This window comes from Halarcobacter anaerophilus, assembly GCF_006459125.1.
Lineage (GTDB): Bacteria > Campylobacterota > Campylobacteria > Campylobacterales > Arcobacteraceae > Halarcobacter > Halarcobacter anaerophilus.
Genome location: NZ_CP041070.1, coordinates 2,188,489 through 2,205,153, shown reverse-complemented (window position 1 = coordinate 2,205,153; position 16,665 = coordinate 2,188,489). Strand labels below are relative to the sequence as shown.

17 protein-coding genes, 1 tRNA gene, 1 rRNA gene and 1 pseudogene are annotated in these 16,665 nt (G+C 30.5%); 18 read left to right on the top strand and 2 right to left on the bottom strand.

What is annotated here, in order from left to right; translation table 11 throughout:
* The first annotated feature begins 2 nt into the window (after positions 1-2).
* The gene (locus AANAER_RS10970) at positions 3-698 is read left to right on the top strand and encodes a 5'-methylthioadenosine/adenosylhomocysteine nucleosidase (RefSeq protein WP_129082208.1); all 696 of its coding nucleotides are present in this window, start codon (positions 3-5) and stop codon (positions 696-698) included.
* A gap of 87 nt (positions 699-785) precedes the next feature.
* On the opposite strand, the gene AANAER_RS10965 is transcribed toward AANAER_RS10970, so the two are convergent.
* Entirely contained in the window at positions 786-1,931 is a 1,146-nt protein-coding gene (locus tag AANAER_RS10965) for an MFS transporter (RefSeq protein WP_129082207.1), read from the bottom strand.
* Between the two features lie 110 nt (positions 1,932-2,041).
* Positions 2,042-2,380, bottom strand: a complete 339-nt coding sequence (locus tag AANAER_RS10960) for a winged helix-turn-helix transcriptional regulator (protein WP_129082206.1) — start codon at positions 2,378-2,380, stop codon at positions 2,042-2,044.
* Between the two features lie 127 nt (positions 2,381-2,507).
* On the opposite strand from AANAER_RS10960, the gene AANAER_RS10955 reads away from it, so the two are divergent.
* From AANAER_RS10955 to AANAER_RS10870, 17 genes and pseudogenes are all read left to right on the top strand, one after another.
* Positions 2,508-3,653, top strand: a complete 1,146-nt coding sequence (locus AANAER_RS10955; protein ID WP_129082205.1) for an iron-containing alcohol dehydrogenase — start codon at positions 2,508-2,510, stop codon at positions 3,651-3,653.
* A 13-nt stretch (positions 3,654-3,666) separates the two neighbouring features.
* Positions 3,667-4,254: an NAD(P)H-dependent oxidoreductase gene (locus AANAER_RS10950; protein ID WP_129082204.1), complete on the top strand. Its 588-nt coding sequence runs from the start codon at positions 3,667-3,669 to the stop codon at positions 4,252-4,254.
* 28 nt (positions 4,255-4,282) lie between these two features.
* Positions 4,283-4,573 (top strand): putative quinol monooxygenase, encoded by a 291-nt coding sequence (locus AANAER_RS10945; RefSeq protein WP_129082203.1) that lies wholly within the window; start codon positions 4,283-4,285, stop codon positions 4,571-4,573.
* Between the two features lie 9 nt (positions 4,574-4,582).
* Entirely contained in the window at positions 4,583-5,218 is a 636-nt protein-coding gene (locus tag AANAER_RS10940) for an NAD(P)H-dependent oxidoreductase (protein WP_129082202.1), read from the top strand.
* 14 nt (positions 5,219-5,232) lie between these two features.
* Complete coding sequence (locus AANAER_RS10935) at positions 5,233-5,613, top strand: DoxX family protein (RefSeq protein WP_129082201.1); 381 nt, start codon at positions 5,233-5,235, stop codon at positions 5,611-5,613.
* 2 nt (positions 5,614-5,615) lie between these two features.
* A complete protein-coding gene (locus AANAER_RS10930; RefSeq protein WP_129082200.1) occupies positions 5,616-6,092 on the top strand; it encodes a glutathione peroxidase in 477 nt (158 codons plus the stop codon).
* A 46-nt stretch (positions 6,093-6,138) separates the two neighbouring features.
* Positions 6,139-7,494, top strand: a complete 1,356-nt coding sequence (locus tag AANAER_RS10925; protein ID WP_129082199.1) for an NAD-dependent succinate-semialdehyde dehydrogenase — start codon at positions 6,139-6,141, stop codon at positions 7,492-7,494.
* A 44-nt stretch (positions 7,495-7,538) separates the two neighbouring features.
* Positions 7,539-8,288, top strand: a complete 750-nt coding sequence (locus tag AANAER_RS10920; protein WP_129082198.1) for a nitroreductase family protein — start codon at positions 7,539-7,541, stop codon at positions 8,286-8,288.
* A gap of 12 nt (positions 8,289-8,300) precedes the next feature.
* On the top strand, positions 8,301-9,329 hold the full coding sequence (locus AANAER_RS10915) for an NADH:flavin oxidoreductase/NADH oxidase (RefSeq protein ID WP_129082197.1): 1,029 nt from the start codon (positions 8,301-8,303) through the stop codon (positions 9,327-9,329).
* A 506-nt stretch (positions 9,330-9,835) separates the two neighbouring features.
* The gene (locus tag AANAER_RS10910) at positions 9,836-10,291 is read left to right on the top strand and encodes a (2Fe-2S)-binding protein (RefSeq protein WP_129082195.1); all 456 of its coding nucleotides are present in this window, start codon (positions 9,836-9,838) and stop codon (positions 10,289-10,291) included.
* 1 nt (position 10,292) lies between these two features.
* Positions 10,293-12,428, top strand: coding sequence for a xanthine dehydrogenase family protein molybdopterin-binding subunit (locus AANAER_RS10905; RefSeq protein WP_129082194.1), 2,136 nt, complete (start codon positions 10,293-10,295; stop codon positions 12,426-12,428).
* 6 nt (positions 12,429-12,434) lie between these two features.
* Entirely contained in the window at positions 12,435-13,217 is a 783-nt protein-coding gene (locus AANAER_RS10900; protein WP_129082193.1) for an XdhC family protein, read from the top strand.
* 1 nt (position 13,218) lies between these two features.
* Positions 13,219-13,791, top strand: coding sequence for a nucleotidyltransferase family protein (locus AANAER_RS10895; protein WP_129082192.1), 573 nt, complete (start codon positions 13,219-13,221; stop codon positions 13,789-13,791).
* A 99-nt stretch (positions 13,792-13,890) separates the two neighbouring features.
* Positions 13,891-14,395, top strand: a pseudogene (locus AANAER_RS15100) (transposase); the annotation flags it as partial.
* Complete coding sequence (locus AANAER_RS10880; RefSeq protein ID WP_140544096.1) at positions 14,373-14,648, top strand: hypothetical protein; 276 nt, start codon at positions 14,373-14,375, stop codon at positions 14,646-14,648. The pseudogene AANAER_RS15100 and the gene AANAER_RS10880, both read left to right, overlap by 23 nt.
* Positions 14,649-14,944: 296 nt before the next feature.
* Positions 14,945-16,461: ribosomal RNA gene (locus AANAER_RS10875) — 16S ribosomal RNA — on the top strand.
* A gap of 105 nt (positions 16,462-16,566) precedes the next feature.
* A tRNA-Ile gene (locus tag AANAER_RS10870) sits at positions 16,567-16,643 on the top strand.
* The last annotated feature ends 22 nt before the right edge of the window (positions 16,644-16,665 follow it).

The following is a 16,665-nucleotide window of genomic DNA, read 5'->3' as shown; positions in this document are numbered from 1 at the left end:
TTATGAAAAAACTAGCAATAATGGGAGCTATGGAGGAGGAGATTGAACCTCTATTAGCTTATTTTGAAAATGTAAAAGTTACCGAGTATGCAGATAATAAATATTATGAAGTTGTTTACAACGGACTTGATATTGTAGTTGCATATTCAAAAATAGGAAAAGTATTTGCAAGCTTAACTGCTGCTACAATGATAGAAAAATTCACTTGTGATACCTTACTTTTTTCAGGAGTTGCAGGGGCAATTAATCCAAAACTAAAAATAGGTGATTTAATTATAGCCGATAAATTATGCCAACATGATTTGGATATTACGGCATTTGGACATCCAAGCGGTTTTGTACCGGGCGGTTCTGTTTTTATAGAAACATCAAAAAAACTAAGAGAAGTTGCCAAAGAAGTTGCAAAACAAAACTCTTTAAATGTTTTAGAAGGAACTATTGCCACAGGCGATCAATTTGTTCACTCAAACAAAAGAAAAGAGTTTATTGAAAAAACTTTTCATGCAGATGCACTCGAAATGGAAGGTGGAAGTGTAGCAGTGATTTGCAATGCTTTAAAAGTACCTTTTTTTATATTAAGAGCTATATCGGACAGTGCAGATATGGATGCAGGATTTGATTTTGATGAATTTTTAAAATCAAGTGCAGAAACTTCAGCTGACTATTTAATCAAAATAGTTGATAATTTAAATAAATAAACTTTTTCCCGCAATATCATCAAATCAAAGATGAGAGGAAGTATGTTTCTAATAAATATGTGTTTTTATTTCAGTTACATCTCCAGTTTAATTGTGAGTGTAAATTGTCTTTTTAGAGAGTAATAAAATAATTGTTAGGGATAATAAAGAGAGTATCACAGCTATAACAAATGGTGTTTTTAATGTAAAATATTCACTTATAAAACCAGAAGTTATTGGTGCTATTGCAGCACCACTCCATCTTAAAAGGTTATAACCTCCTGAGATAATATTTCGTTCAAACTTTATATCCATAACATAACTTGTAAATAATGAATTATTTATTCCCGAAAGAAAGCCAGAACAAATTATTAAAATTGAAAGTAAAAATTGAGAAGTTATTTCATAAAAGAATAACAGTAATATAATGAAAAATATAAGGGTAATGGGGATGACCTTTTTTATAGAAAAATGCACTTCTAAATATGTAGAAATAATTATAGAACCAATAGCTAATGCAAGACCCCAAGCAAAAAAAACTAAACCAATTTGAATGGGTGTAAAATGTAGAATAAGAGGAGAATAAGCTAAAATTACAAAAAAACCATAGTAGTAAAACATTGCTGCAAATGAAATTTTTAAAAATTTTTTATTTTTAAATAAATCTTTTAGTTCTTTAAATCCACCTGATTTTTTTTTATTTTTTTCAGGAGGTATTTTTACAAATGCTACTACTAATATAAAAGCAATACCCGTTAAAATACCAGTAACAAGAAATGGATATCTCCAAGAATATTGCCCAATAAAACCGCCAAGAAGAGGGCCAGATGCCATCCCAAAACCTATCGCACCTTCAAAAAGACTAATTGCTTTATAATGATTTTTTGAAAGTAGAATTAACAAAATTAAAGCAGTTGCAAAAAAATATGCATTTCCAAATCCCCATCCTGCTCTAAAAAAGGCCAAAATTGTAATATTTTCAGAAAAAGAACAAGCTATTGCAAAAAAAGAAACTATAAGAAGTCCAATAGTCATTACATTTTTATCTCCTATTCTTGTTGCTAATATGCCAGCTGGTATCATTATAAGTGCCATCATAAAAATATAGGTAGAAAATAATAGTTCAACTTCCCAATTGTTAGCACCTAAATTTTTAGCAATATCAGGTAAAATAGGATCAACTACTCCCATACCCATAAAAGCTAAAAATGTTGCAAATATAGTAATTTTTTGACTTCGTCTAGTATTGTTCATTTTAATCCTTTAGAGTTCTTTCGAAGTAATTAAAATCTGGAATATTCTTTTTATCATCAATGCTGTTCCATGTTTTTAATTTATCTACGGTTGATTTAAAAATATAATCCTTAAAAAATTTTGCCATTTTCTTTTGCATATTCAATTCCCCAATTAAACATTTCTTTAAGAACAAATTTCAATTTTAATCCAATGGGGGTTAAAGAATAAACAACTTTTGGCGGTACTTCTGCAAACACTTCTCTTTTTATAATGTTTTTTTCTTCTAATTCTTTTAATTTTAAGGTGAGTGTCTTTTGACTTATCTCATTTATATCTTCACTTAACTCTTTAAATCTTTTATCTTTTTCTAATAGATACCAAATAACAGCTAATTTCCATCTGTCATTAAATATATCCATAGTTATTGAAACTGAACATTTATATTTTTTACCATTTAAATAATACATTAAAATCCTTTATAATCATAATTGTAACTAAAAATACTTAAATTATCATTACTTACCTAAAGTATTGTAAGGAATATTTAAGTGTATTTAGTTTATTATTTTCACTTATAAACATAAAGGATGTTAAATGAATAAATTTACATATTATAATCCAACAAAAATAGAGTTTGGAAAAGAGAAAGAAAACAACATAGGTGAATATTTAAAACAATCTAATATTAAAAAAGTATTATTAGTTTATGGTGGAGGAAGTATTAAGAAAAATGGCCTTTACGAAAAAATAATAACTTCACTTAATAGAAATAATATAAAGTTTGAAGAACTTTCAGGAGTTGTAAGCAATCCAGTACTTAGTAAAGTTTATGAAGGCATAGAACTGGCTAAAAATAATGAGATAAAAGCAATTCTAGCTGTTGGTGGTGGTTCTGTTGTAGATAGTGCAAAAACAATTGCAGCAGGAGTTAAATACGATGGAGATGTTTGGGATTTTTTTATAAATAAGGCACAAATTTTAAAAGCCCTACCAATATTTACAGTTATGACGCTTTCCGCAACTGCTAGTGAAATGAATGGGAATGCGGTAATTATAAATGATGATACAAAACAGAAGTATTCTATTTCTTCAGTTCTTATCAATCCAACAATTTCAATTATAAATCCAGAACTTATGGCTACAGTAAGTAAAGAGTATTTAGCATATTCTGCTGTTGATGTTATTGCTCATTGTATTGAAGTATATTTTACTGCAACTATTCATCCTCATTTTAATTCAAGATTAGTTGAATCTATAATTAAGACTGTTATTGAAACAACAGAAATACTATTAAAAAATCCAAATGATTATGATGCAAGAGCTGAATTCGCGTGGGCAGCGACACAAGGATTAAATGGATTAACTCCTACAGGAACAAAAGATGGTAATTTTCCAAATCATATGATTGAACATTCACTTTCAGCTTTATTTAATGTAGCACATGGAGCAGGTTTAGCAGTTGTAATTCCAGCATGGATGAAGTGGTATAAAGAAAAAAATATATCTCAATTTAAAAGATTTGCCAAAGAAATATTTAATAATAATGATGAAAATGTAGGAATAGAAAAATTAGAAAACTGGTTTAACAAAATTGGTGCACCTATAACACTTAATGATATAAATATTTCAAGAAAAGAAATTGAAGCGTTGGCAGATAATGCATATGAAACAGCAAAAGTTTGGGGCATGGATACTATATATTCAAAAGAAATTATTTTGAAAATACTAGAAAAAGCATAAAAAGGAATAATAAATGAAAAAAGCGTTAATAATAAATGCATATGAAACTTACAAAGGGATAGGAGAAGGTAAACTAAATAAAAATCTTTGTCAAATAGCTGAAAAAACTTTAATTAAAAAAGGATATCAAGTTAAAACTACAATACTTGAAGATGAGTATGTTTTAGAGGATGAATTAAAAAAGAATATTGAAGCAGATATTATTTTTGTTCAATTCCCAGTTTATTGGTTTAGTGCACCTGCATTATATAAAAAATATATTGATGAAGTATATGGGTTTGGATATGCTAATGGTTTTCTTTGTCAAGGTGATGGTAGAACACGAAGAGACTTAAATAAAAAATATGGTTCAGGTGGATTGAAAAATGGTGCTAAATATATGCTTTCTTCAACATGGAATGCTCCAAAAGAAGCATTTAACAATAAAAATCAATTTTTTGATGACAAAAGTGTTGATGAAGTATTAATATCAATACATAAAACTTATCAATTTTTTGGAATGCAAGCACTTCCTTCCTTTAGTATTTATAATATATTTAAAGATAATACTATTGAAAATGATGTGAAGCAGTTTGAAGAGCATATTGAAAATATATTTTAAAATATAATGGTGATAAAAGGAATCAATAATGTCAAAAATAACAATCGTAGCAAAAATTAAAATTAAAAAAGAGTTTACACAAGATGTATATCCTTTATTAGTAAATTTACATAAAACTACCCATAATAATGATTTTGGTTGTATTCAATATGATCTTCACAAAGATTTAAATGATGAAAATTGTTTTACTTTTATTGAAACATGGGAGAATAGTCAATTTTTAGATATACATATGAAAAAAGAACATTTTCAAGTATTTATAAAAAATACAAAAAACAAATTGGAAAACTTAGAAATTACTAAATTAGAGAAAATATAAAGGATAGATATGAAAAAAGATTTTATGGAAGCAATGGATTTTCGACATGCGTGTAAAGTTTTTGATGACACGAAAAAGATATTAGATGAAGATATAAATTATATTTTAGAAGCAGGAAGAAAAAGTCCAAGTTCCTTTGGTCAGGAGGGATGGAAATTTTTAGTAATAACAAATGAGGATTTAAAAGCAAAAATTAAACCATATTGTTGGAATCAGCAACAAATTACAACTTCTTCACATTTAATTATTATTTTAGCAGCTATAGAAAATTTAAAGCCTGAAAGTGGAATTCCTGCTAAAAGATTTAGAAGACGTGAAATGCCCCAAGATAAAAGAGAATTTTACGACAATCTCTATAAAAATCATTTAATAGTTACAAAAGTACTTGAAAGTGATGAGAATATTTACGCATGGAGTTCGAAACAAACTTATATAGCCGCAGCAAATATGATGACAGCTGCAGCTATAAAAGGTATAGATTCTTGTCCTATTGAAGGATTTGAAAAAGAAAATATTGAAAAATTACTTGGATTAGATACATCAAAATTTCAATTGTCATTAATCCTTCCTTTTGGATATAGGTTAAATCCTCAATCAGAACACTTTAGACTACCTTTTAAAAATGTAGTTGAGTTTATAAAATAAAAGTTGTTACTACAATGAAAAAATTATTATATATTGTATTTAAGTATTTATTAGGAATATTATTAGTATTTGGTGGTATTGCTCATTTTACAAAAACAGAATTTTATTTGAAAGCAATGCCTTCATATTTACCTTTTCATGAATTTATTGTTTATGCAAGTGGAGTATTAGAAATAGTTTTAGGTGTGTTGTTAGTAATCTACAAAACAACAAGAAAAGCTGCAATAGGAATAATACTACTTTTTATAGCAATTTTTCCTGCAAATATTAATATGTATTTAAATCATACGGATTTTCCTGATATGAGTGAAACAGCACTTTTAGTAAGATTACCAATTCAGCTAATACTTATAGCTTGGGCTTATATTTATACAAGAAAAACTATTAAGGATTAGTTATGAATATTTATGATTTTAATGTTAAAGATATTGATGGGAATGATGTATCAATGTCAAAATATAAAGATAAAACTTTACTTATTGTGAATGTAGCTAGTAAGTGTGGTTTTACTTCTCAATACGAAGAATTAGAAGAATTATACGAAACTTATAAAAATAAAAACTTTATGGTTTTAGGTTTTCCTTCAAATGAGTTCTCAAATCAAGAACCAGGAAATGAAGAAGAGATTAAAAACTTTTGTTCTTTAACATATAATGTACAATTTGATATGTTTGCAAAAGTTGAAGTTAATGGAAAAAATGAAGCACCATTGTATAAGTATCTAAAAGAAGAAAAAACAGGAATATTAGAAAGTAAAAGAATTAAATGGAACTTTACAAAGTTCTTAATTAATAAAAAAGGTAAAGTAATAAATAGATATGCACCTATTACAAAACCACTTTCTTTAAAAAAAGATATTGAGAATATATTATAGATAAATGGTGATGCTAAATTATTTATAATAAAAATTAGGAGAAAAAATGTCTATAAAATCAATTAATCCATATAACAATGAAGTATTAGCAACTTTTGAAGAAATGACAGAAGAAGAAATTAATAAAATAATTACTAAAGCTAATAAAGCTTATAAATCATGGAAGGATACATCTTTTGAACAAAGAGCAAAAGTTCTTAAAAGAGCTGCTGAATTGTTTAGAGATAAAAAAGAAGAGTTGTCAATATTAATGGCTAAAGAAATGGGTAAAAAACTTGAGCATGGGCGTGCAGAAATTGATTTAGTTTCTGATATTTTTGATTATTATGCAGATGAAGGTGAAAAATTATTATCACCTACAAAATTAATAACAAAAGATGGAGAAGGAACAATATTTAATCAACCAGTTGGTATTATATTTGGTATTCAACCTTGGAATTTTCCATTTTATCAACCAGCTAGAGGTACCGCGCCAAATTTAATGGCAGGAAATGTAATTGTTACTAAGCATGCTTCAAATGTACAACAGTGTTCTGCTGCATTTGAACAAATTATGCTTGATGCAGGAGCACCCAAAGGTGTTTATACCAATGTTGTAGTTTCTGGAAAAAATGCAGGAATAGTAATTGCTGATGATAGAGTGCAAGGTGTTTCCTTTACCGGTAGTAATATAGCTGGTTCTAAAGTTGCAGAACAAGCAGGTAAAAATGTTAAGAAAACTGTTCTTGAACTTGGTGGAACTGATCCTTTTATCGTACTTGAAGATGCTAATATAGAAAAAACTGCTGATTATTTAGCAGAAACTAAAATGTTAGGTAGTGGACAAATTTGTATTTCTCCTAAGCGTATTATTTTAATCGAATCAATTGCAGAAAATTTTTTGAGTAGACTTAAAGAAAAACTAGGTAATCTTGAAGCAGGAGATCCAAGTGTAGAAGGTGAACACTATGGTCCTTTATGTAATGAAAAAGCAGCAATTGATGTAGAAAATCAAATTAAAAAATCTGTTGAAGGTGGTGCTATATTACTACTTGGTGGAGAAAGGAATAATGCATTTATATCTCCTACTATTTTAACAAATATACCAAAAGGTGTTCCTGCTTTTGAAGAAGAGATTTTTGGTCCTGTTGCTAATATATTTATTGTAAAAGATGAAGATGAAGCTATAGAAGTAGCTAATAATAGTTTATTCGGTCTTGGAAGTTCAGTTTATACTAGTGATGAAAAAAGAGGTTTACGAGTTGCTCAAAAACTTGAATCTGGAACTGCTTTTATAAATCAAATGTCATGGACATATTCAAGTATGCCTATGGGAGGTGTTAAAAAATCTGGATATGGTCGTGAATTAGGTCATCTAGGTATTAAAGAATTTGTAAATGAAAAACTTATTCGTACATTTTAAATGTACAATAACACTATAATAAAAACATAAAAAAAGGAGTAGTCATGAATCACATTATTAAACAATTAAGTTCTAGAAAATCTATTAGACAATTTACAGGTGAAAATGTAAAATCTGAAGATTTAGAACTTATTATTAGAACCGCACAAAGATGTCCAACATCAATAAATGGACAACAAATATCTTTAGTATATACAAAAGATAAAGCAACAATTAAAAAAATTGCTGAACTTTGTGGAGGTCAACCACAAATCGCTACTTCTGATGTATTTATCACAATTGTTGTTGATTTTAACAGAACAGCTTTTGCAGTTGAACAAGCTGGAGAAACACAGCTTATAGAAAAATCAGCAGAAGGTGTACTAGTCGGTGCAGTTGATGCGGGAATTATGCTAAATGCTATTCAAGTTGCTGCTGAATCTTTGGGTTATGGAACAACAGCTATTGGAGCAATTAGAAGTGCACCTGAATCAATGATAAAATTATTAGGGCTACCTCCTCAAACATTTCCAATAGTTGCTACAACAATTGGTGTCCCCACAAAAGAAGCACTTGAAGCTCCATTAAAACCAAGAGTTCCTATAAATAGTTTTTCTTTTGAAGATACATATAGTGATATAAAAGTAAAAGATGGTGTGATTGCTTATGAAAAACAGATGAAACAGTTTAGAGAGGATCATAATATGGATTATTTACAATCGTATTGTGAACAAACAGCAAACTATTATAAAAATATATATTCTAGAAAAATTGCTAAAAATTATAAAAGCCAAGGTTTTGAGTTTAAAGATTAAAAAGGAGTTTACATGAGTTTGTTATTAGAAGAAGGTCAAATAGAAAATTTGAAATTGAAAAATAGAATTGTTATGCCACCTATGTGTATGTATAAAAGTGATAATAGTGGTGAATTAAAAACTTTTCATAAGGGTCATTATTTAGCAAGAGCTATTGGCGGAGTTGGATTTATTATTCTTGAAGCAACTGCCGTTGAACCAAGAGGAAGAATATCAGCAAATGACTTAGGCCTTTGGGATGATTCTTTCATAGATTCACACAAAAAATTAAATGAACAAATGCATTCTTTTGGAGCAAAAACAGCAATACAACTAGCACATGCTGGTAGAAAATGTAATGTTGAAAACGAAACTCCAATTGCACCAAGTGCCATTGCTTTTAGTGAAGATAAACCTTTTAAAATGCCTAAAGAGGCAACAATAGAAGAGATAAAAAGAATAAAAGAATTATTTATCAAAGCAGCACTTAGAGCTAAACTTGCTAATTATAATGCAATTGAACTTCACGCTGCACATGGATATTTTTTATGTGAATTTTTATCACCTCTAAGTAATTTCAGAAATGATATTTATGGTGGAAGTTTAGAAAATAGGTGTAGACTAACTTTAGAAATAGCAAAAGAGCTTAAGCAAAAAGTAGATTTACCTATAATTGTTAGAATAAGTGCTGATGAATGGATGCAAGAGGGTTGGAATATTAATGATTCGATTTACCTATCAAAAGAACTTGAAAAAGTAGGAGTTGATTCTATTCATGTTTCATCAGGTGGAAATCAAGAAAACACAAATAAACCATTAAAGATCAAACCTCTCTATCAAGCTGATTTTGCAAAAGATATAAAAAAAGAGGTAAATATTCCTGTAATTGCTGTTGGATTAATCACAACGGCAAAACAAGGGGAAAAACTTTTAGAAGAAAAATATTGTGACTTTGTGGCGTATGGAAGAGAATTATTACGTTCACCTAATTTTACATTTATAGCAGCGAATGAATTAAAAGAAAAAGAGCTTATAGATTCTTCTTACATTAGAGCATTTTAATGTATAAAAAAGAGAATAAAAGTATATACTTCATTGGAATGGTTAGGGCATGTTACTTCAGGGAATTTCTTTGACCTCAGAGAAAGTTGCAGTTGAACACTAAAACATTCAAGTATTATCCTTTTGGAGATATTTTATATCTTTTATCGAGATGATAGCAGTAATTTTTTATATAAAAGATCTTTAAAAACTAATTTAGTTGGATTGTTAAGTGCAGTATATAGTTATATGTTTTTTTGCAGGACTTGCAGATGGGAAAGCTAGATATAAAGAAACTCTGGTTACCTCTTTAGTCCCTTTGCTTACATATTTTTTATTTATGATAATCTTTAGAACGAAAGCAACAATGAAACAAGTGGTAGCCTTAAGTATGGGTACATTTGGGTTATTATTTTATTCAATAAAAAAAGTAAGTTGAAAAAATTAGTAGAAAATAAATTATAGGTAGTTTGTAACAATCATAATTTGAATTGAGAATTAAAATATATAATATAAAAAGGAATAAAATGTCTTTTAAAATAAAAATAAATGACAAAAATTATAATTTAGATATTAATCCAGATACACCATTACTTTGGGTTTTAAGAGATCACTTAAATCTTACAGGTACAAAATTTGGATGCGGAGTGGGACAATGTGGAGCCTGTACTGTGCTTTTAGAAGATGAAGCCGTACGTGCCTGTCAAACTCCTATTAGTATGGTAGGTGATAAAAAAATAACAACAATAGAAACAAAAACAGATAAAACTGTACAAAAATTACAAAAATTCTGGGTACAAGAAGATGTTGTACAATGCGGATATTGTCAATCAGGACAAATCATGAATGCAGCAAGTTTAGTAAAAACAAATTCAAAACCAAATGATGAAGAGATAATAAAAGCTATGGATGGCAATATCTGTAGATGTGGAACATATAATAAAATAAAAACAGCTATAAAAGCTGCAACAGCGGAGGTTTAAGATGAAAAGAAGAGATTTTTTAAAAATAACTTCAGCTGTAAGTGCAGCATATGTTATTGGATTTTATATTCCAATTAAATCAAGAGCTAGCGAAACTAAAAAAGATGAAAAAGCATTACAACCAAATGCTTTTGTTGAAATAACACCAGATAATAATATCAACTTTATTGTTGGGCAAGTCGAGATGGGACAAGGTACATATACAACATTAGCTATGTGTATAGCAGAAGAGTTAAATGTTGATTGGAAAAATATCAATATTGTACCTGCAAAAATAGCACCAGTATATTATAGTGTTTTTGGTCCATTGATGATAACAGGTGGTTCTTCTTCTGTATTTAGTAAACAATTAGAAATGAGAAAAATAGGAGCAGCAGTTAATGAAATGTTAATCAAAGCAGCTACTAAAAAATGGAAAGTAAGAGCTTATGATGTTTATACAAAAGACTCAAAAGTATTTAACAAAAAGACAAAAGAGAGTTTTAAATTTGGTGATTTAGTAAATGATTTATCATCGATGAAAGTTCCTACTAATCCTAAAATAAAAGAACTAAAAGATTGTAAATTTGTAGGGAAACCACACTCTAGACATCCAAAAGAAATGTGGGAAAAAGTTACAGGAAAAGCAGAATTTGGTATAGATGTAAGAGTTCCAAATATGAAATATGCAGCAGTTTACCATCCAACTATTTTTGGAGCAAAAGTTAAAAGTTATGATGCAAGTAAAGCTTTAAAAAAAGATGGTGTTATAAAAGTAAAACAAATCCCTTCAGGAATTGCTGTTATTGCTGAGCATTGGTGGATAGCAAAACAAGCTCTATTTGATATCGATGTTGTTTGGGATAAAGATGAGTTTAAAAATACAAGTGATAAAGAACTAAATGAACAATACTCAAAAGCAATGCAAAAAAATGGTGCTTTAATGAGAAAAAATGGAGATTCAAAAAAAGCTTTTGAAACTGCAGAAAAAACAATTGAAGCAGAGTATGATTTTCCATTTTTAGCACATGCTCCAATGGAACCATTAGGAGTAGTAGTTCACCATGAAAAAAATAAAGCAACAGTTTGGTCATCATCTCAATCACAAACTATGGCTTTAAAAGCTATATCAAAAGTGTTAAGTGTTAAAGGTGAAAATATTACATATAATACTCCTTATTTAGGTGGTGCGTTTGGAAGAAGAGGGACAATTAACCTTGATTTTATTTTAGATGGAGCTTATGTTTCAAAAGATGAAGATTTTCCAATTATGACTTTATGGACAAGAGAAGATGATATTAAAATGGGTAACTATAGACCAAAATATAAAAATAAAGTAAAAGTTGCTTTAGATAAACATGGAGATATAACTGCTTTTGATGCAAAAGTAGCTTCACAATCTATTTTTAAAGGTTCTCCTTTTGCAGCCTTTGGATTTAAAAATGGTGTAGATGGAGCTCAAAAAGAGGGATTGATAGATCATCCTTATGATATAGATAATCATGATATGCAAGCATTTACAATGGACTCTCCAATACCAGTATTATGGTGGAGATCAGTTGGTCATACACAAAGTTCACCAACAGTTGAAGGTATAGTTGATGAAGCAGCATTTGCAGCTGGTGTTGACCCTATTGAATATAGAATAAATATGTTAAAAGATCACAGATTTATAAATATATTAAAAGATGTAGCTAAAAAAGCAAATTGGGAAAAAAGAAAAAAAGAGAAAAATGTTGGTTATGGGGTTGCTATTCACGAATCTTTTGGAACAATCAGTGCTCAAATTGCAAAGGTAAGAGTTACAAAAGATGATTTCAAAGTAGAAAAAGTATGGGCAAGTGTTGATTGTGGATTTGCTTTCAATCCACAAAATGTGAAAAACCAAATAGCGGGTTCTATTAACTTTGGTATTGCCGCACTTAAATATAGTGAAATAACAATAAATAATGGTGAAGCTACACAAAATAATTTTTATGATTATAAAGTAAGTAGAATTTCAGATGCTCCAGAAATAGAAGTAAATATTATAAATTCAGGAGAAAAAATAGGTGGTATAGGAGAACCAGGTGTTCCTCCAATCTTAGCAGCAGTACCAAATGCACTATTTGATGCTACTGGAAAAAGATACCACTCTATGCCCATTAAAATAGGTTAGCAGATTATGTTTGAAAATAAACAATATTTGAAATTTATTGAAAATTGTAAAAACAAAAAAATTGATATTGCCTTGACAATAGTTACAAATACTGAAGGTTCTACCTTTACAAAAAAAGGCAATTTAATGCTTGTTAACGCAAAACAAGAGTTTATAGGTGTTTTAGGAAGTGCTTTTTTACAAAAACAAGTATTACTTACTTCAATGAAGGCTTTAAAAAAAAGAGAAAGTCAAACTTTTGAATCTTTTCCTAAAAATGAATCTTCTGGACATGGAACGAGTAAGTATTTAAGTATTCCTTTTTATTATAAAAATAATTATCTTGGGATTGAAAAATATATAAAAACCCCTTATTCCCTTTTGATTTTTGGAAGTGGAGCACATGTTAGTTCATTGGTTACCATGGCAAATTTAATGACTTGGAAAACAACAGTTATTGATATGGAAATTAAAAAAGAGTATGTTAGTCAAGCTGATGAATTAATCGAACTTTCAAATTTAGAAGATATATTAATTTTGGATTTAAGTTTTTATGATGCCTCTGTCATTTTAAGTCATGATCCTAAAACTGATGATGTTTACTTGGAAGCTTTACTTAAAACAAATATGAAATATATAGGATTGATGGGAAATAAAAAAAGTGTTCAACGTAAAAAAAAACAGTTTAATTTAGAAAATGATGAAAGGTTTTTTGCTCCGATTGGATTAGATCTTGGAAGTTATACTGATCACTCAATTGCTCTTTCAATTTGTGCAGAAATTGAAAAAAATAAAAATAAGAAAATATAAAATGAAAAAAACAAACCATCTCGCTATTTTAATTTTGGCTGCTGGAACATCTAGCAGACTTGGATATCCAAAACAATTGGTTACATATAAAAATGAAAGTTTATTAAAAATTGCTATTAAAAAAGCTTTAAAAATTTCAACAGATGTTTTTGTCGTGTTAGGACACGAAAAAGAAATTTGTGAAAATGAGATAAAAAATTTTAATATTAATATTCTTTATAATAAAGAATATAAAAAAGGTATGGGGAGTTCTTTGTCATTTGGAATAAGCCATACAATAGTATATGAAAATACAATGGTAATGTTATGTGATCAACCGTTAATTCCAATTTCTCATTATAAAACTTTAACTACATATATAAAATATGAAAAAATTTGTGCATCTTTTTATAATGATTCTCTTAGTGTTCCTGTAATATTTCCTAAAAAATATTACAAAAAGCTTTTAGAACTTAATGTTAAAAAAGGAGCTAAATTAATTTTAAAACCTGAGAATTGTATTAAGATTTCTTTATTGAAAAAATATTCTGTCGATATAGATATATTTGATGATATAGTAAAGTATTTATATTAATTTTAAATTTTAGAATCTGATAAAATAAGATCAAGGATTGACAGTGGTAGAACAAATTGAATTTGATTTTCTCAAAGAGAGTGCAAGCACAGGAATGAAATATTAGATCAATTTTGAAATGGGAAAAGATTAACAGGTAAAGATGGGCTTTTAGGACCTCTTATCAAACAACTAACAGAAGCATCTTTAGAAGCTGAAGTAGAATCGCATATTGCAAATGATGTTCTGTTTGGAAATAAGAATAGAAAAAAAGGTGTCAATCTTGTGCTTACACTCTCTTTGAAAAAAAACATCAAAAGGCTATCAGATGGTTGCTTTGAACTTGAAACACCAAGAGATAGAAATGGAACAGTTGACCGCAAATAGTTAAAAAACATCAAACTACAATTAGTAATGAAATAGGGGAAAAGATACTCTCAATGTATGGTTTAGGAATGAGCTATACAGATATTTCTTCACATAAATCTATCAAGTATCTATCTCAACTGCAACAATAAGTACTATTACAGATAAAATAATTGATAAAGTGAAAGCTTTGCAAAGTAGACCACTTGATTCAATATATCCATTTGTTTGGCTAGATGCCATTCATTATAAATTCAAATACAAGTAAATATGTTCTTCTTACAAAAGAGTATGGAATAAGTGATGTAAATATAAGTTGTAACATGACATCAAGTTTGGGGCAAATTTCTTTTGGAAATGATGGGAAAGTGTATTCAAAGCTTAGTAATTATGAAAATCAAGAAAATAAATATGAGATAAAACAGAGATGTAAAATAGAGCTAAAATCAGAAGAAGGTCGAGAAATAGGGATAATAATAGAACCAAAGAGTGGATATACGTACATAGAATAGAGAGGAAGAGAAAAGAATTTAAAAATTTAAGCGAGATTTTAGGAAAAGTTCTTGACAAGGGGGAAAAAATCTATTATAATTCCCGTCCAATTTCAGAGGAACGACACAAAGTTCTAAAGAGATTAAGATCTTTAAAAACGAAGGTTTGTTAAGAGGAAAGTAATCTTTATAAACCGAATATGATAAACAAGAATAAAGAAACAGGATAAATGTAAAACATATATCCTTGTCTATAACACAATGAGATTTAATTTGTAATTGAAAGATATTATAAATCAAAGTCAGATTAAACTTTTTTTATGGAGAGTTTGATCCTGGCTCAGAGTGAACGCTGGCGGCGTGCCTAACACATGCAAGTCGAACGAGAACGGATTAAAGCTTGCTTTAATTGTCAGCTAAGTGGCGCACGGGTGAGTAATGTATAGTTAACCTGCCCTAGAGAGAGGGATAACAGATGGAAACGTCTGCTAAGACCTCATATGCCTTTAAAACAAAAGTTTGCAAGGGAAATATTTATAGCTCTAGGATGGGACTGTATTGTATCAGTTAGTTGGTGAGGTAATGGCTCACCAAGACAATGACGCATAACTGGTTTGAGAGGATGATCAGTCACACTGGAACTGAGACACGGTCCAGACTCCTACGGGAGGCAGCAGTGGGGAATATTGCACAATGGAGGAAACTCTGATGCAGCAACGCCGCGTGGAGGATGACACTTTTCGGAGCGTAAACTCCTTTTATATAGGAAGATAATGACGGTACTATATGAATAAGCACCGGCTAACTCCGTGCCAGCAGCCGCGGTAATACGGAGGGTGCAAGCGTTACTCGGAATCACTGGGCGTAAAGAGCGTGTAGGCGGATAGATAAGTCAGAAGTGAAATCCAATAGCTCAACTATTGAACTGCTTTTGAAACTGTCTATCTAGAGTATGGGAGAGGTAGATGGAATTTCTGGTGTAGGGGTAAAATCCGTAGAGATCAGAAGGAATACCGATTGCGAAGGCGATCTACTGGAACATTACTGACGCTGAGACGCGAAAGCGTGGGGAGCAAACAGGATTAGATACCCTGGTAGTCCACGCCCTAAACGATGTGCACTAGTTGTTGCGATGCTAGACATTGCAGTAATGCAGTAAACACATTAAGTGCACCGCCTGGGGAGTACGGTCGCAAGATTAAAACTCAAAGGAATAGACGGGGACCCGCACAAGCGGTGGAGCATGTGGTTTAATTCGACGATACGCGAAGAACCTTACCTGGACTTGACATAGTAAGAACCATTTAGAGATAGATGGGTGTCTGCTTGCAGAAACTTATATACAGGTGCTGCACGGCTGTCGTCAGCTCGTGTCGTGAGATGTTGGGTTAAGTCCCGCAACGAGCGCAACCCACGTCATTAGTTGCTAACACTTCGGGTGAGAACTCTAATGAGACTGCCTACGCAAGTAGGAGGAAGGTGTGGACGACGTCAAGTCATCATGGCCCTTACGTCCAGGGCTACACACGTGCTACAATGGAGTATACAAAGAGCAGCAATACCGTGAGGTGGAGCAAATCTTAAAAATACTTCCCAGTTCGGATAGTAGTCTGCAACTCGACTACTTGAAGTTGGAATCGCTAGTAATCGTAGATCAGCAATGCTACGGTGAATACGTTCCCGGGTCTTGTACTCACCGCCCGTCACACCATGGGAGTTGAACTCATTCGAAGCGGGGATGCTAAACTAGCTACCCTCCACAGTGGATTCAGCGACTGGGGTGAAGTCGTAACAAGGTAACCGTAGGAGAACCTGCGGTTGGATCACCTCCTTTCAGAGAAGAGAGACTTAATTCGTTTTAAGTCTCCAAAGCAATCAAAGATTGCATTAATTATCATATTCGGTTTATAAAGGTTATTTAAGACAAATAGGTGAGAATGGGCCTATAGCTCAGCTGGCTAGAGCGCTCGACTGATAATCGTGAGGTCCCAGGTTCAAGTCCTGGTAGGCCCACCATTATTAAATAATCTGATAGAAG

Bases quoted from the DNA above. Each gene is read 5' to 3' on its own strand.
- AANAER_RS10915 (WP_129082197.1), top strand. From the start codon at position 8,301: ATGAGTTTGTTATTAGAAGAAGGTCAAATAGAAAATTTGAAATTGAAA.
- AANAER_RS10950 (WP_129082204.1), top strand. From the start codon at position 3,667: ATGAAAAAAGCGTTAATAATAAATGCATATGAAACTTACAAAGGGATA.
- AANAER_RS10925 (WP_129082199.1), top strand. From the start codon at position 6,139: ATGTCTATAAAATCAATTAATCCATATAACAATGAAGTATTAGCAACT.
- AANAER_RS10945 (WP_129082203.1), top strand. From the start codon at position 4,283: ATGTCAAAAATAACAATCGTAGCAAAAATTAAAATTAAAAAAGAGTTT.
- AANAER_RS10900 (WP_129082193.1), top strand. From the start codon at position 12,435: ATGTTTGAAAATAAACAATATTTGAAATTTATTGAAAATTGTAAAAAC.
- AANAER_RS10895 (WP_129082192.1), top strand. From the start codon at position 13,219: ATGAAAAAAACAAACCATCTCGCTATTTTAATTTTGGCTGCTGGAACA.
- AANAER_RS10955 (WP_129082205.1), top strand. From the start codon at position 2,508: ATGAATAAATTTACATATTATAATCCAACAAAAATAGAGTTTGGAAAA.
- AANAER_RS10935 (WP_129082201.1), top strand. From the start codon at position 5,233: ATGAAAAAATTATTATATATTGTATTTAAGTATTTATTAGGAATATTA.
- AANAER_RS10960 (WP_129082206.1), bottom strand. From the start codon at position 2,380: ATGTATTATTTAAATGGTAAAAAATATAAATGTTCAGTTTCAATAACT.
- AANAER_RS10880 (WP_140544096.1), top strand. From the start codon at position 14,373: ATGCCATTCATTATAAATTCAAATACAAGTAAATATGTTCTTCTTACA.
- AANAER_RS10970 (WP_129082208.1), top strand. From the start codon at position 3: ATGAAAAAACTAGCAATAATGGGAGCTATGGAGGAGGAGATTGAACCT.
- AANAER_RS10910 (WP_129082195.1), top strand. From the start codon at position 9,836: ATGTCTTTTAAAATAAAAATAAATGACAAAAATTATAATTTAGATATT.
- AANAER_RS10905 (WP_129082194.1), top strand. From the start codon at position 10,293: ATGAAAAGAAGAGATTTTTTAAAAATAACTTCAGCTGTAAGTGCAGCA.
- AANAER_RS10940 (WP_129082202.1), top strand. From the start codon at position 4,583: ATGAAAAAAGATTTTATGGAAGCAATGGATTTTCGACATGCGTGTAAA.
- AANAER_RS10930 (WP_129082200.1), top strand. From the start codon at position 5,616: ATGAATATTTATGATTTTAATGTTAAAGATATTGATGGGAATGATGTA.
- AANAER_RS10965 (WP_129082207.1), bottom strand. From the start codon at position 1,931: ATGAACAATACTAGACGAAGTCAAAAAATTACTATATTTGCAACATTT.
- AANAER_RS10920 (WP_129082198.1), top strand. From the start codon at position 7,539: ATGAATCACATTATTAAACAATTAAGTTCTAGAAAATCTATTAGACAA.